The sequence below is a fragment of the Ectopseudomonas toyotomiensis genome, assembly GCF_900115695.1.
Taxonomy (GTDB): domain Bacteria; phylum Pseudomonadota; class Gammaproteobacteria; order Pseudomonadales; family Pseudomonadaceae; genus Aquipseudomonas; species Aquipseudomonas toyotomiensis.
Genome location: NZ_FOXK01000010.1, coordinates 202571 through 216024, shown reverse-complemented (window position 1 = coordinate 216024; position 13454 = coordinate 202571). Strand labels below are relative to the sequence as shown.

Annotated in this window: 20 protein-coding genes; 6 read left to right on the top strand and 14 right to left on the bottom strand. The window is 61.8% G+C overall.

The window, feature by feature from the left end:
- Positions 1-327 (top strand): organic hydroperoxide resistance protein (locus tag BM186_RS20660; RefSeq protein WP_074918013.1); only part of this gene is annotated, 327 nt, incomplete at its 5' end.
- Between the two features lie 59 nt (positions 328-386).
- Positions 387-647: a DUF2790 domain-containing protein gene (locus tag BM186_RS20655; protein WP_074918011.1), complete on the top strand. Its 261-nt coding sequence runs from the start codon at positions 387-389 to the stop codon at positions 645-647.
- A gap of 91 nt (positions 648-738) precedes the next feature.
- On the opposite strand, the gene xerD is transcribed toward BM186_RS20655, so the two are convergent.
- From xerD to ffh, 7 genes are all read right to left on the bottom strand, one after another.
- Positions 739-1635: a site-specific tyrosine recombinase XerD gene (gene xerD / locus BM186_RS20650; protein WP_074918009.1), complete on the bottom strand. Its 897-nt coding sequence runs from the start codon at positions 1633-1635 to the stop codon at positions 739-741.
- Positions 1636-1707: 72 nt separating this feature from the next.
- Positions 1708-2121, bottom strand: coding sequence for an acyl-CoA thioesterase (locus tag BM186_RS20645; protein WP_003462700.1), 414 nt, complete (start codon positions 2119-2121; stop codon positions 1708-1710).
- Between the two features lie 82 nt (positions 2122-2203).
- Complete coding sequence (gene rplS / locus BM186_RS20640; protein WP_003246155.1) at positions 2204-2554, bottom strand: 50S ribosomal protein L19; 351 nt, start codon at positions 2552-2554, stop codon at positions 2204-2206.
- Positions 2555-2596: 42 nt separating this feature from the next.
- Positions 2597-3340, bottom strand: a complete 744-nt coding sequence (trmD, locus tag BM186_RS20635; protein WP_021488829.1) for a tRNA (guanosine(37)-N1)-methyltransferase TrmD — start codon at positions 3338-3340, stop codon at positions 2597-2599.
- Between the two features lie 5 nt (positions 3341-3345).
- Positions 3346-3882 (bottom strand): ribosome maturation factor RimM, encoded by a 537-nt coding sequence (gene rimM / locus BM186_RS20630; protein ID WP_003462707.1) that lies wholly within the window; start codon positions 3880-3882, stop codon positions 3346-3348.
- Between the two features lie 8 nt (positions 3883-3890).
- Positions 3891-4142, bottom strand: a complete 252-nt coding sequence (rpsP, locus tag BM186_RS20625; protein WP_003246162.1) for a 30S ribosomal protein S16 — start codon at positions 4140-4142, stop codon at positions 3891-3893.
- A 141-nt stretch (positions 4143-4283) separates the two neighbouring features.
- Complete coding sequence (gene ffh / locus BM186_RS20620; protein ID WP_074918007.1) at positions 4284-5663, bottom strand: signal recognition particle protein; 1380 nt, start codon at positions 5661-5663, stop codon at positions 4284-4286.
- A 157-nt stretch (positions 5664-5820) separates the two neighbouring features.
- Between ffh and BM186_RS20615 the strand changes: the two genes are divergently transcribed.
- Both BM186_RS20615 and BM186_RS20610 read left to right on the top strand, forming a co-directional pair.
- Positions 5821-6621 (top strand): cytochrome C assembly family protein, encoded by an 801-nt coding sequence (locus BM186_RS20615; RefSeq protein ID WP_021488830.1) that lies wholly within the window; start codon positions 5821-5823, stop codon positions 6619-6621.
- A 10-nt stretch (positions 6622-6631) separates the two neighbouring features.
- A complete protein-coding gene (locus BM186_RS20610; protein ID WP_074918004.1) occupies positions 6632-7918 on the top strand; it encodes an HlyC/CorC family transporter in 1287 nt (428 codons plus the stop codon).
- On the opposite strand, the gene BM186_RS20605 is transcribed toward BM186_RS20610, so the two are convergent.
- The 5 genes from BM186_RS20605 to BM186_RS20585 are packed head-to-tail and all read right to left on the bottom strand — an operon-like array spanning position 7890 to position 11171.
- Entirely contained in the window at positions 7890-8624 is a 735-nt protein-coding gene (locus tag BM186_RS20605) for an SGNH/GDSL hydrolase family protein (protein ID WP_072426034.1), read from the bottom strand. The two genes, BM186_RS20610 and BM186_RS20605, sit on opposite strands and share 29 nt — an antisense overlap.
- Positions 8621-9802, bottom strand: a complete 1182-nt coding sequence (gene purT / locus BM186_RS20600) for a formate-dependent phosphoribosylglycinamide formyltransferase (RefSeq protein WP_021488832.1) — start codon at positions 9800-9802, stop codon at positions 8621-8623. Before purT ends, BM186_RS20605 begins: the two co-directional genes overlap by 4 nt.
- Before the next feature lie 21 nt (positions 9803-9823).
- Entirely contained in the window at positions 9824-10024 is a 201-nt protein-coding gene (locus BM186_RS20595; RefSeq protein ID WP_072426035.1) for a DUF1289 domain-containing protein, read from the bottom strand.
- Positions 10017-10544 carry a gamma carbonic anhydrase family protein gene (locus tag BM186_RS20590; protein WP_074918002.1) on the bottom strand — a complete coding sequence of 176 codons (528 nt, stop codon included), beginning with the start codon at positions 10542-10544 and terminating at the stop codon, positions 10017-10019. The genes BM186_RS20595 and BM186_RS20590 overlap by 8 nt, the downstream gene beginning before the upstream one ends.
- A gap of 21 nt (positions 10545-10565) precedes the next feature.
- The gene (locus BM186_RS20585; protein ID WP_021488833.1) at positions 10566-11171 is read right to left on the bottom strand and encodes a CoA pyrophosphatase; all 606 of its coding nucleotides are present in this window, start codon (positions 11169-11171) and stop codon (positions 10566-10568) included.
- Between the two features lie 149 nt (positions 11172-11320).
- Here BM186_RS20585 and BM186_RS20580 point away from each other — a divergent pair, with 149 nt between their 5' ends.
- A complete protein-coding gene (locus BM186_RS20580) occupies positions 11321-11875 on the top strand; it encodes an NUDIX hydrolase (RefSeq protein ID WP_074918001.1) in 555 nt (184 codons plus the stop codon).
- An 18-nt stretch (positions 11876-11893) separates the two neighbouring features.
- Entirely contained in the window at positions 11894-12397 is a 504-nt protein-coding gene (locus BM186_RS20575; protein ID WP_017675143.1) for a L,D-transpeptidase family protein, read from the top strand.
- 46 nt (positions 12398-12443) lie between these two features.
- Here BM186_RS20575 and BM186_RS20570 read toward each other — a convergent pair whose 3' ends face one another.
- Entirely contained in the window at positions 12444-12761 is a 318-nt protein-coding gene (locus BM186_RS20570; RefSeq protein ID WP_017675144.1) for a YqfO family protein, read from the bottom strand.
- 156 nt (positions 12762-12917) lie between these two features.
- Positions 12918-13094 (bottom strand): CDGSH iron-sulfur domain-containing protein, encoded by a 177-nt coding sequence (locus tag BM186_RS20565; RefSeq protein ID WP_083431633.1) that lies wholly within the window; start codon positions 13092-13094, stop codon positions 12918-12920.
- Positions 13095-13454: the final 360 nt, after the last annotated feature.

Genomic DNA, 13454 nt, shown 5'->3' with positions numbered 1-13454 from the left:
TCCACCCCGAAAGAACTGGGTGGCGCCGGCGGTAACGGCACCAACCCGGAGCAGCTGTTCGCCGCCGGTTATTCCGCCTGCTTCCTCGGCGCCCTGAAATTCGTCGCCGCCCGCGACAAGCTGAGCATCCCGGCTGACACCTTCATCGAAGGCACCGTCGGCATCGGCGCCATCCCCACCGGCTTCGGCATCGAGGTGGAACTGCGCATCAGCCTGCCCGGCCTGACCCCGGAAGCCGCACAAACCCTGGTGGATCGCGCGCACATCGTTTGCCCGTACTCCAACGCCACCCGCGGCAACATCGACGTCACCTTGACCATCGTCTGACAGATAGCAGCCAGCGCTCGCGGCCAGAGCCCGAGCGCGGCTCCAAGAGGAGAACCACCATGAAAACCCGCACTCTGTTCGCCACCGCCCTGACCGCCCTCGCACTCAGCGCGTCGCTCACCACCCTCGCCCACAGCGCCGAGGCCACGCCCTACCGCTACGGCCAGAACCTGGATGTCGCCAAGGTGATTTCCATCGACGTGCCCAACAGCTCGCAGTGCGAAGTGGTCACGGCAACGATGACCTACCGCAACAGCGCGGGTGACGTGGAAGTTCTCGATTACAAACAGCTTTCCAGTGCCTGCGCTAACCAGAGCTGAACGTCAAGAACAACTCGGTGCCCGAGTCGAAGCAATTGAAAAGACCAAACCCCGCGCCGGCAACGGCGGCGGGGGTTTGTTTTTTCACACGTCAACCGCGCGGGTGGTGCTGCGCGTGCAGCTCCTGCAGGCGTGCACGTGCAATGTGGGTGTAGATCTGCGTGGTGGACAGGTCACTATGCCCCAGCAGCATCTGCACCACTCGCAGATCGGCGCCGTGATTGAGCAGATGCGTGGCGAAGGCGTGGCGCAATGTGTGTGGCGACAACGCCTTGCTGATGCCTGCGACCTGGGCCTGATGCTTGATGCGATGCCAGAAGGTCTGCCGAGTCATCTGCTCGCCACGCAGGCTGGGAAACAGCACATCACTGGGTTTGCCGCCCAGCAACAGCGGGCGCGCTTCGCGCATATAGCGCTCGATCCAGGCGATGGCCTCTTCACCCAGCGGCACCAGGCGCTCCTTGCTGCCCTTACCGAATACCCGCAGTACGCCCTGACGCAGATTGACCTGCTCCAGCGTCAGTCCAACCAGCTCACTGACACGCAAACCGCAGGCGTAGAGCACCTCGAGCATGGCGCGATCGCGCAGACCGATAGGGTCATCCAGGTCAGGCGCCTGCAGCAGCGCCTCGACATCCGCTTCGGACAATGACTTGGGCAGCGGCCGGCCGATCTGCGGCAACTCGATCTGCAGCGTCGGATCTTCACTGATCAGCGTTTCGCGCAGCAAAAAGCGGTAGAAGCCTCGCAGACCAGAGAGAAAACGTGCAGTGGAACGCGCCTGATAGCCCTGCTCCAGACGCCAGGCCAGATGATCGAGAATGGCCTCGCGACCGACATGCTGCAGTGCCAGACCGCGCACATCGAGCCAGGCATTGAAGTGCTCCAGATCACTGCGATAGGCAGCCTGAGTGTGGGCCGAGAGGCCCTTTTCCAACCACAACGCCTCAAGGAAGCGCTCGATTAGAGGGTGAGTCAGCACAGGCATCGATTGACCTTCAATTACACGGCAGGCAAGTGTTCCACAGCCTACACCCGACGCACCAGCAAGCTAGCCTGACTAGCTAACGAAGCCCGGCAAGACCGGCACCGGCTTCTGCTGATCATCGACGGCGACGAAGCTGAAACTGCCGCTGATCGCCCGCTCGCGCCCTTCCTGATACAGCCCCTCGACGAACACCTCGACCTCCACCTTGAGGCTGGTGTTGCCCACCTTGATCACCCGCCCGACCAATTCGACGATGGAGCCGGCCGGTATCGCATGCTTGAAATCGATGCGATCACTGGACACCGTCACCAGCGGCAAACGACAGAAACGCGTAGCAGCGATGAACGACACTTCGTCCATCCAGGCCAGCGCGGTGCCGCCGAAGAGGGTGTTGTGATGATTGGTGGTCGGCGGAAACACCGCCTTGGTCACGCGGGTTTCCGACAGCGCGATGCGCCGCTGAATCTCTTGCTCTCTTGGGGTCATGCCATTGCCACTGATGATTTACTGGAGGCCAGAAACGACAAAAGCAGCCCTTAGGCTGCTTTTGTCAGAGAAGCGTCCGAACTTAGGACAGCTTTTCCTTGATGCGCGCGGCTTTGCCGGACAGGTCGCGCAGGTAGTACAGCTTGGCTTTGCGCACGTCACCGCGACGCTTGACGCTCAGGCTGTCGACCAGCGGGCTGTAGGTCTGGAAGGTACGCTCAACACCGACACCGCTGGAGATCTTGCGCACGGTGAAGGCGCTGTTCAGGCCGCGGTTACGCTTGGCGATAACAACGCCTTCGAAGGCCTGCAGACGCTGACGGTCGCCTTCCTTCACTTTCACTTGCACGACTACGGTGTCGCCCGGTGCGAAAGTAGGGATTTCTTTGTTCATCTGCTCGGCTTCGAGCATCTGGATAATCTTGTTGGTCATGCTGCGCTCCTAAGACAAGCCTCCCGGCCCATCATCGATACGTTAACTATCGTCCCGCTGGCGGATGTATTCCTCCAGCAGCTTCTTCTCTTCTCCAGAAAGCGAGCGGCTATCCAGAAGATCAGCGCGGCGTTCCCAGGTCCGACCAAGGGACTGCTGCAAACGCCAGCGCCGGATGTGTTCGTGGTTGCCACTAAGCAACACTTCGGGAACACGTTTATCCGCATACACCTCCGGGCGGGTGTAGTGCGGGCAGTCGAGCAGGCCATCCGTAAAGGAGTCCTCCTCGGCCGAATCGGCATGACCCAATGCACCAGGCAAAAGGCGCGTCACCGCATCGATCAGCACCATGGCCGGCAGCTCACCGCCGGACAGGACGTAGTCACCAATCGACCATTCCTCATCGACATGCGTTTCGATGAAACGCTCGTCGATGCCTTCATAACGACCAGCAATCAGGATCAATGCATCCTCCTGTGCCAGCTCGCGGACCGCCGCCTGATTCAGGCTGCGCCCCTGCGGCGAGAGGTAAATCACCTTCGCCGTCTCTCCCGCGGCTTGCTTGGCACTGGCCAAGGCATCCTCGAGAGGCTTGATCTTCATCACCATCCCCGGACCACCGCCGAAGGGGCGGTCATCCACCGTGTGGTGACGATCGGTCGTGTAGTCTCGCGGGTTCCAGCAATTGAGCTTGAGCAGCTCCTGCTTGACCGCACGACTGGTAATGCCGTACTCGCCGATGGCGGCAAACATTTCCGGAAACAGGGTGATGACTTCTACGCGCATGAGCCTTAGAAATCCGCATCCCAGTCGACCCGCATCTCGCCAGCTGCCAGGTCGATCGAAAGCACGCACTGCCCGGTGTAGGGCAACAGACGCTCGCGATCATCCAGACTGCCCGCGCAGGGCTTGACCACCATCACATCGTTGGCACCGGTTTCGAACAAGTGGTCGACCACACCGAGCAGTTGCTCTGCCTGATCAATGACCTTCAAGCCCTGTAACTGGTACCAATAGAACTCGCCATCTTCCAGCTCCGGCAGCTCGCTACGCGGCACGCAAATCTCAAAACCGGCGTAAGTACGCGCGATTTCTCGATCATCCAGACCTTTCAACTTGGCTACCAGCACCTTGCCCTGAAGGCGGCCGCTGGCCAGTTCCACTTTCTTTACCTCACCGTCACGCTTGAGCGTCCAGTTGCGGTAATCGAGCACGTTATCGATGGGATCGGTAAAGGAGTACACCTTCACTTCACCCTTGACGCCGTGCACCGAAACAATCTTGCCGAGAACGATCAGATCCTCGGCGACGGCCGGCGTCGTACTCATAAAGATGCTTAGGCAGCAGCCTTGGCAGCTTCCTTGAGCAGCTGAGCAACACGCTCAGACGGCTGAGCACCCTGGCCCAGCCAGTAGGTCGCACGCTCTTGGTCGACGGACAGACGCACTTCGCCACCAGCAGCGATCGGGTTGAAGAAACCGATACGCTCAACGAAACGACCATCGCGCGCATTGCGGCTGTTGGTCACGGTCAGGTGGTAGAAGGGGCGCTTTTTGGAGCCGCCACGAGCAAGACGGATGGTTACCATGTGAACATCGTTCCTATAGTCGGTGCTAACTTGAGGCACACATTAAAAATGGGCCTAGGCCCGAAAGGCCGCATATTTTAAGGATTATGCGGCGGTTTGCAAATCTCTTTTTCCGGACGGCCATCGGCCGGGGTACAGGCCTCAGAATTTCGGCATTCCGCCGGCACCTGGAAGCATGCCACCCATGCCGCGCATCATCTTGGCCATACCGCCCTTGGCGGTGAATTTCTTCATCATCTTCTGCATCTGCTTGTGCTGCTTGATCAAGCGACCGATGTCCTGCACCTGGGTACCGGAGCCCAGAGCGATACGGCGCTTGCGCGAGCCACTGATGATGTCCGGATCGCGGCGCTCAGCCGGCGTCATCGAGTTGATGATCGCCTCCATCTGCTTGAACTGCTTCTCGGCTGCGCCCTGGGCGCTGCCCATCTGCGACAGGTTGACGCCACCGATGGACGGCAGCTTGTCCATCAGGCCGCCGAGGCCGCCCATGTTCTTCATCTGCTGCAGCTGATCACGGAAGTCTTCGAGATCGAAGCCCTTGCCCTTCTTCAGCTTCTTGGTGAGCTTCTCGGCCTTCTCGCGATCAAGGGTCTGCTCGGCCTGCTCGATCAGGCTGAGCACATCACCCATGCCGAGAATGCGCGAAGCGATACGGTCCGGATGGAAGGGCTCGAGCGCGTCGCTCTTCTCACCCATACCGATGAACTTGATCGGCTTGCCGGTGATGTGGCGCACGGACAAGGCAGCGCCACCACGCGCATCACCGTCGACCTTGGTCAGCACTACACCGGTCAGCGGCAACGCCTCGCCGAACGCCTTGGCCGTGTTGGCGGCATCCTGGCCGGTCATGGCGTCGACCACGAACAGCGTTTCGACCGGTTTGACGGCTGCGTGCAGCGCCTGGATCTCGGCCATCATCTCGGCATCCACGGCCAGGCGACCGGCGGTATCGAGGATGACCACATCGATGAACTTCAGCTTGGCTTCGCGAATCGCTGCGTTGGCGATATCCACCGGCTTCTGGCTGGCATCGGAGGGGAAGAACGTCACCCCGAGATCGCCCGCCAGGGTTTCCAGCTGCTTGATCGCCGCCGGGCGATAGACGTCAGCCGACACCAGCAGTACCGACTTCTTCTTGCGCTCCTTGAGGAACTTGGCCAGCTTGCCGGCGGTGGTGGTCTTGCCCGCACCCTGCAGGCCGGCCATCAGTACCACGGCAGGCGGAGCTGCATTGAGCGACAGGTCTTCGTTGGCCGCGCCCATCAGCTCTTCGAGCTCGGCGCGGACGATCTTCACGAAAGCCTGGCCCGGCGTCAGGCTCTTGGAGACTTCGGTGCCGACGGCGCGATCCTTGACCTTGCCGACGAAGTCCTTGACCACCGGCAGAGCCACGTCGGCCTCGAGCAGGGCCATGCGCACTTCGCGCAGCGTATCCTTGATGTTGTCTTCGGTCAGCTTGGCCTTGCCCGTGACATTACGCAGCGTCTGGGACAGGCGATCGGTAAGATTTTCGAACATGCGCGTTCCTTTGATAGGTGCGACCCGGCGCGCCGGGTGTGCGACAGGCGGCGGATTATAGCGAAGTCGCCGAGCTGCCGACACCGCCGGCAGTCTTTCGTGCTGACGCCCTTCTGTGCCACACTCAGCGCCTTTCGGGCTCGCCTTACACGGATTTATGCACCCTCTGTTGCCCAGCCTCGCCGCCGCACTCCTCTACGCTGGCGCCGCCGCTTACCAAGGACTGCGCCTTACGCAGCGCAGCATCCCCGACAAACGCCTGCTGGCGTCGCTTGGTGCGCTCGCCTTGTGCCTGCATGTCGTCAGCCTGTTCTTCCAGCTGTATGACGTACACGGCCTCAACCTGGACTTTTTCAATGCGGCCAGCCTGATCGCCTGCGCGGTCATTGGCCTGATTCTGCTGGCCTGCCTGCGCATACCGGTGGAAAACCTGCTGCTACTCCTGTTCCCGCTCGGCACGCTGACCGTACTGGCAGCGCAGTTCATGCCCAGCGGCACCATCAATCCGATCAACGAGCACCCGGGCATCCTCGCCCACATCCTGTTCTCGATCCTGGCCTACGGCATGCTCACCATCGCCGTGTTCCAGTCGATCCTGTTGCTGCTGCAGGACCATCAGCTCAAGCACAAGCACCCTTCCGGGCTGATCCGCAACTTTCCACCGCTGCAGACCATGGAGAGCCTGCTGTTCGGCTTCCTCTTCGCCGGCTGGCTGCTCTTGTCGTTGTCGCTGCTGTCCGGCGCGCTGTACATCGACGACCTGTTCGCTCAGCACCTGGCACACAAGACCATTCTTTCCTGCTTCGCCTGGGTGGTTTTCGCTGTGCTGCTGTGGGGGCGCCACCAGCTCGGCTGGCGCGGCCACAAGGCCATTCGCTGGACCCTTGCCGGGTTCTGCCTGCTGATGCTGGCCTATTTCGGCAGCAAGCTGGTACGCGAATTCATCCTGCACATCTGAGGCAGACCTCGTGGACGACCTACATTCGAGCTATCTGCTCGGCCTGCTGATTTTCCTCATTCTCTGTTCGGCGTTCTTTTCCAGCTCCGAGACCGGCATGCTCAGCCTCAACCGCTACCGGCTCAAGCACCTGGCCAAGGAAGGGCACAGTGGCGCCAAGCGCGTCACTCGCCTGCTGGATCGCCCGGATCGCCTGCTCGGCACCATCCTGGTCGGCAACAACGTGGTCAACATTCTCGCCGCTTCCATCGCCACGGTGCTGGCGGTGGACATGTGGGGGGAGGCCGGTATCGCCATTGCCACGGCAGGCCTGACCATCATCGTGCTGATCTTCGGTGAAATCACGCCCAAGACCCTGGCTGCGCTGCGCCCGGAACTGGTGGCCTTCCCCGCCAGTCGCGTGCTCAGCCTGCTGCTGCGCGTACTCTACCCGGTGGTGTGGCTGACCAGCGTGATCAGCAACGGTCTGCTGCGCCTGCTCGGTGTCGATCCGTCGCAGCGCGCCAGCGACAGTCTTTCCACCGAGGAGCTGCGCAGCGTGGTGCGTGAGTCCGGCTCGGAACTGCCGACGAACCGCCAGAGCATGCTGCTGAGCATCCTCGACCTCGAACGGGTCACGGTCGACGACATCATGATCCCGCGTAACGAAGTGACCGGCATCGATCTCGACGATGACTTGGAAATCATCATCGGTCAGTTGCGTAGCACCTCGCACACGCGCCTGCCGGTGTTTCGTGGCGACATCAATCAGATCGAAGGCGTGGTGCACATGCGCCAGATCGCCCGCCTGCTGAGCCACAACCAGCTGACCAAGGAGTCGTTGCTGGCAGCCTGCAACGAGCCTTATTTCATCCCGGAAAACACGCCCCTGGCGACCCAGCTGATCAACTTCCAGAAGCAGAAGCGGCGCATCGGCATAGTCGTCGATGAATATGGCGACGTGATCGGCATCGTCACCCTGGAAGATATTCTCGAAGAGATCGTCGGCGACTTCAGCAACCAGGACAGCCTGCGCAGCCCCGATATCCACCCACAGGAAGATGGCACCCTGGTCATCGACGGCGCCGCCTACATTCGCGAAGTGAACAAGACCCTCGGCTGGCATCTGCCCAGCGACGGTCCCAAGACCCTCAACGGCCTGATCACCGAAGCCCTGGAGAGCATCCCGGACAGCAGCGTCTGTTTGAAGATCGGCCCCTATCGCCTGGAGATTCTCCAGGCAGCGGAAAACCGGGTGAAGAGCGTGCGCGTCTGGCAGGTGGCAAAGGTCAAAGCGGACGAAGCAGCTCCGGAGTGAGGCGTTCGGCCAGGCCTGCAGCCCATTGTCGATAGCCCAATGCCGACGGGTGATAGCCATCTTCGGCCAGGTAGTGCGCCTCGAACGGCAGATCCAGCTGGCAGTGCAACGCGCCCAGGCGTTGTGCCAGGCTCTGTAGTTCACGATCCAGCAAGCTGGCCCGCCAGCCCATCAACTGCCGCAACAACCACGGCAAGGCGCTGAAATGCTGCAACGGCGGCACGCCACTGAACACCACGCGACAGCCCCGCTCGCCTAATGCATCTGCCATCGCGGCGAGCGCCTGCAACCAGCGCTTGCTTGGGGTGAGGTGCGTGGTGTCATTGACGCCGAATACCAGCAGCGCCAGGTCAGCCGGTTCCGCCAATGCCAGCGGCAACAGGCGTTCATGCGCCTCGGAGGCGGTGATGCCATTCTCGCCACAGGCGCGCCAACGTACCGGCCGCCCCAGGCACTCGGCCAGGGCGACTGCCAGACAATTCGCCAGGGACTGATCGAAGTGCGTGACACCAACGCCCACCACGGTCGACTCACCGATCAGCAGCAGGCGTAACGGCTCACCCGGTAAATGCGCGGCAGCGGTGCCGCTTGGCTCGCCCTGCGCAACCGGCAGACGCAATGCCGTGCGCCGGGTGTGCAGGGCCAGAGGCAGCGCCAGTGGCAGCAGTGGCACAGTCGCCAGCCACCACAGCGCATGCCGATTCACAACTGGACGCGAACCGCTTGCGCGCTGCGCAACGCCTTGGCGCGAGCAGCCTCGATGGACTCGTCACGCGCCAGCGCCACGCCCATGCGGCGCTGGCCTTTGACTTCGGGTTTGCCGAACAGGCGCAGCGCCGTGTCTTGCTCGCTCAGCGCGGCGCCGAGGTTGGCGAAGCTGGCCTGCTGCGAATTGCCCTCCACCAGAATCACCGCCGACGCCGACGGGCCCATCTGGCGGATCACAGGAATCGGTAGGCCGAGAATGGCGCGGGCATGCAGGGCGAACTCGGACAGCTCCTGGGAGATCAGCGTCACCAGGCCGGTGTCGTGCGGGCGCGGCGAAACTTCGCTGAACCATACCTGGTCGCCCTTGACGAACAGCTCGACGCCGAACAGACCACGACCACCGAGCGCCTCGGTCACCGCCAGCGCCACGCGCTCGGACTCGGCCAGGGCCTTCGGGCTCATCGGCTGAGGCTGCCAAGACTCCTGATAGTCGCCGTTCTCCTGGCGGTGGCCGATCGGCGCACAGAAGCTGGTGCCACCGACATGACGTACGGTGAGCAGGGTGATTTCGTAGTCGAAGTCGATGAAGCCCTCGACGATCACCCGCCCCTTGCCGGCACGCCCGCCTTCCTGGGCGTAGTCCCAGGCGCGCTGCAGGTCGGCGTCGCTCTTGAGCACGCTCTGGCCCTTGCCGGAGGAGCTCATGATCGGCTTGACCACGCAGGGGTAGCCGACGGACTTCACCGCCGCGGCGTAGTCCTCGAAGGTGTCGGAGAAATGGTATGGCGAGGTGGGCAGGCCCAGCTCCTCGGCCGCCAGACGACGAATGCCTTCGCGGTTCATAGTCAGCTGCGCGGCACGCGCGGTCGGCACCACGTTGAAGCCTTCGGCCTCCAGCTCCACCAGGGTGGCAGTGGCGATGGCTTCAATTTCCGGGACGATGTAGTGCGGCTGCTCTTTCTCGATCACTGCACGCAACGCGGCACCATCGAGCATGTCGATGACGTGGCTACGATGTGCCACCTGCATGGCCGGCGCATTGGCGTAACGGTCGACACCGATGACTTCGCAGCCCAAGCGCTGCAGCTCGATCACCACTTCCTTGCCGAGCTCGCCGCAGCCACACAGCAGCACACGGGTCGCGGAGGACGACAGAGGGGTTCCAATACGGGGCATGAGTGTTCCTCGAACAGTGAATCAGGAAGAAGTCATTAGCAGACCCGAAGCGCGGGCGCGCTCCAGGCAAAGTTGCAGCACCTCACGGCGCTCGGCATTGTCCATGCGGCCCCAGCGGGTGATTTCGGCGACGGTGCGCTGGCAGCCGATGCAGACATCCTGCTCGTCCAGCGCGCAGACATGCACGCAGGGCGAACGCACCGGCTTTTCTACATCACTCATCGTCATCAGGTACCAGGTCACGGGAATAGCGCTGCGCATTATGAACGTAATGAGCGGCACTGGCCTCCAGCATCTTCTTCTGCGCCTCGGTCAGTTCGCGCACCACCTTGCCGGGACTGCCCATGACCAGGCTGCCATCAGGAATCACCTTGCCTTCGGGAATCAGGCTGTTGGCGCCGATGATGCAGTACTTGCCGATCTTGGCGCCATTGAGGATCACCGCGTTGATGCCGATCAGGCTGTAATCGTCGACGCTGCAGCCGTGCATCATCACGTTGTGGCCGACGGTGACGCCCTTGCCCAGGGTCAGCGGAAAACCCATGTCGGTATGCATGACGCTGCCGTCCTGCACATTGCTGTTCTCGCCGATATGGATCAGCTCATTGTCACCGCGCAGCACGGCGCCGAACCAGACGCTGGCACCGGCCTCCAGGCGAACCTTGCCGATCAGGTCGGCGCTTGGCGCGACCCAGCTCTCGGGATGGGCGTCGACACGGGAGCTTCCCAGGCGGTATTTCATGCTCGTCAGTCCTCGGCGCTATCAGCGCAGGTGTATGAAGTGTTCGGGTGGCTGGTGCAGGGCGATCTGGGCATCGTCGAAGATCAGGTTGACCAGCTCCACCACCATGATCGCGGTCAGGCCCCAGATGCGGTACTCGCCATAGGTGTAGGACGGCACGTACCAGCTCTGCCCGAGGTAGTCGATACGGTGGGTGACTTCGCGCGGGTCGCTGCGGAAGAACTCCAGCGGCACTGAGAATACCGAGGCGATCTCCGCATCATTGGCCTTGTATTCGACGTAATCAGGCACCAGCCCGACGTAGGGCGTGACCTGAATGCCGTGTCGCGACACCAGACTGCTGAGCGGCCCGACCACCTCGACCAGTCCCGGCGGCAGACCGATCTCCTCCTCGGCCTCACGCAGCGCGGTATCCACCAGATCGCGATCTTCCGGGTCGCGCCGGCCACCGGGAAAGGCAACCTCGCCGCCGTGGGTCGACAAACCGCTGGCGCGCAGGGTCAACACCAGCTCAGGTTCATCACTGCGGGTTATCGGGACCAGCACCGCCGCCTCGGGGAAGCTGCGCTCGGTCTCCAGAGGGCGCGGGCTGTAACCGCGCACACGATGGAGCAACTCGTCCAGCATGGGCATACTCGAAGTCTTGTTTTGCCAGGCATCATGGCATGAAAGCAGCCGGCCGCCCAACCCCGACGACAGGACAGGCCGGCCTCAATGGCAGGCTTGCCGGCCAAGACGCAGACCGCCAAGATAACGCCAGAAAAAGAGGAACGGGCATGAAATTCTGCAGTCAGTGCGGCAACTCCGTCACCCGCATGATCCCGGCCGGCGACAACCGCATGCGCCATGTCTGCGCTCACTGCGCCACCGTGCATTACGAAAACCCGCGCATCGTCGCCGGCTGCCTGCCCGTATGGCGTGACCAGGTGCTGCTGTGCCGACGCGCCATCGAGCCACGCCGTGGCTATTGGACATTACCTGCAGGCTTCATGGAAAACGGCGAGACCATCGAGCAGGCCGCCGCCCGCGAAACTATGGAAGAGGCCTGCGCCCGCGTGCGCGATCTCAGTCTCTACACCCTGTTCGACCTGCCGCATATCAGTCAGGTGTACATGATGTTTCGCGCCGAGCTGGTCGACCTGGATTTCGCCGTGGGCGAAGAGAGCCTGGAGGTGCGACTGTTTGCAGAAAGCGAAATCCCCTGGTCAGAGCTGGCTTTCCCGACCATAGGCCGTACCTTAGAATGCTTCTTCGCCGACCGTCGGCAGAATCTCTTTCCGGTACGCAATGAGCCACTCGAAGCACTGCGTACCCACTACACACCCCGTTGACCCTTGCGGACGTTCCCGATGCGTTGGTTGTTGCCCCTGCTTTGCCTGACTCTCAGCTTCAACGCACTGGCCAGCGCCACGCCAGCGACCAGCAGCCGAACCGTGGACAAGGTGCTGGTGCTCAAGTCGGAGCGCAAACTGCATCTGCAGCAACGCGGTGAGACCATCAAGTCGTACCGCATTTCCCTGGGCAAACAGCCCAACGGCGCCAAGCAGCGCGAAGGCGATCTGCGCACACCGGAAGGCTTCTACTGGATCGACTGGCGCAAACCGAGCGACAAATACCAGCTGTCGCTGCATATCTCATACCCCAACGCACGCGACCTGGCCAAGGCCAAGGAAGCGGGAGTGCCCCCGGGCAGCATGATCATGATCCACGGCACGCCGCTGGATGAGGAATACCCGGAGTGGTTCTTCCACACCCTGGATTGGACAGAAGGCTGCATCGCCATGAAGAACGACGACATGCGCGAGGTATGGAGCCTGGTCAAGGATGGGACGCTGATCGAAATCAGGCCCTGAGCCACTGCATTGAAAAAGGCGCCATCGGCGCCTTTTTCATATCGACTCAGAACTGCAGGTCGGACAAACGCCAGACATCGAAAGCCGGCGTTTCGTAAGGATGGCTCTTCTTCAGTGCCTTGACAGCATCGTGGATCAACTCGTCGGCGACGACCATTTCCACCTTCCACTCGGCAACCTGCTCGACGCTGCCGACCTGACCGATAAACGGCTGGCTACCGTCCAGAGCACGGAACTGACCTTGGCCCAACACCTGCCAGCAGCAGTTGTCGTAAAGCCCGATGCGCCCGCCGCCGGCTGCGAACACCGCCTTTTTCACCGGCTCCAGATGGGCTTCCGGCACGTAGAAACACAGTTTGTACATCAAGTTCTCCGCAGATGGGCAACCGAACAACAGACAAGCCATGACACCAATATGATGTCATTTAGCCATGGAGTTGTCTTGAGATCGCCCGCACAATTCCATACGCAGCATTAAAACGATTCGCTGCTTTCGACTCAGGCGACGGGCGTGGCGTTCTCAGCGCCCGCTGAAAAAGCGCCGCCATTTGTCGGCCAGACCGGTGGCTGGCGGGCTGTGGCTGCCATCGCAGTAGGGCAGGTTTGCGGATCGGCTACAGCGGCATAGCAGCAGACGCTGCTCGCGCTCCGGGCGCAGCTCTAGAGACTGCTGACAGTCGGGTGTGCAGTTGGGCATTTCTGCGGAGTGCCCGCAGCGGCATAGGCGATGGGTTTCACCGGGTTTGACCAAGCGAACTTCGGGGAGGATGGGGAGAGGATCATCGGCCATGGTTGGGCCTGTGTAGCCCGGATGGAATCCGGGTTAGTGGTGTGAGGGAAACTGCCCCGGATTGTTTCTGGGCTACGGACTCCACGATCAGCTCCCTCTCCCATTTATTGGGGGCACGCCTAGTGGAGAGGGCTGGGGAGAGGGTTCGATATTGGCCATAACGCCCTCTCCCGCCCTACCGATATCTCCGGTGTTATATCTGCAAGCTCAAGCTGAATCGGAGCGCGGCTTTTGCCCTCTCCCGCCCTTCGGGCACCCTCTCCCGAG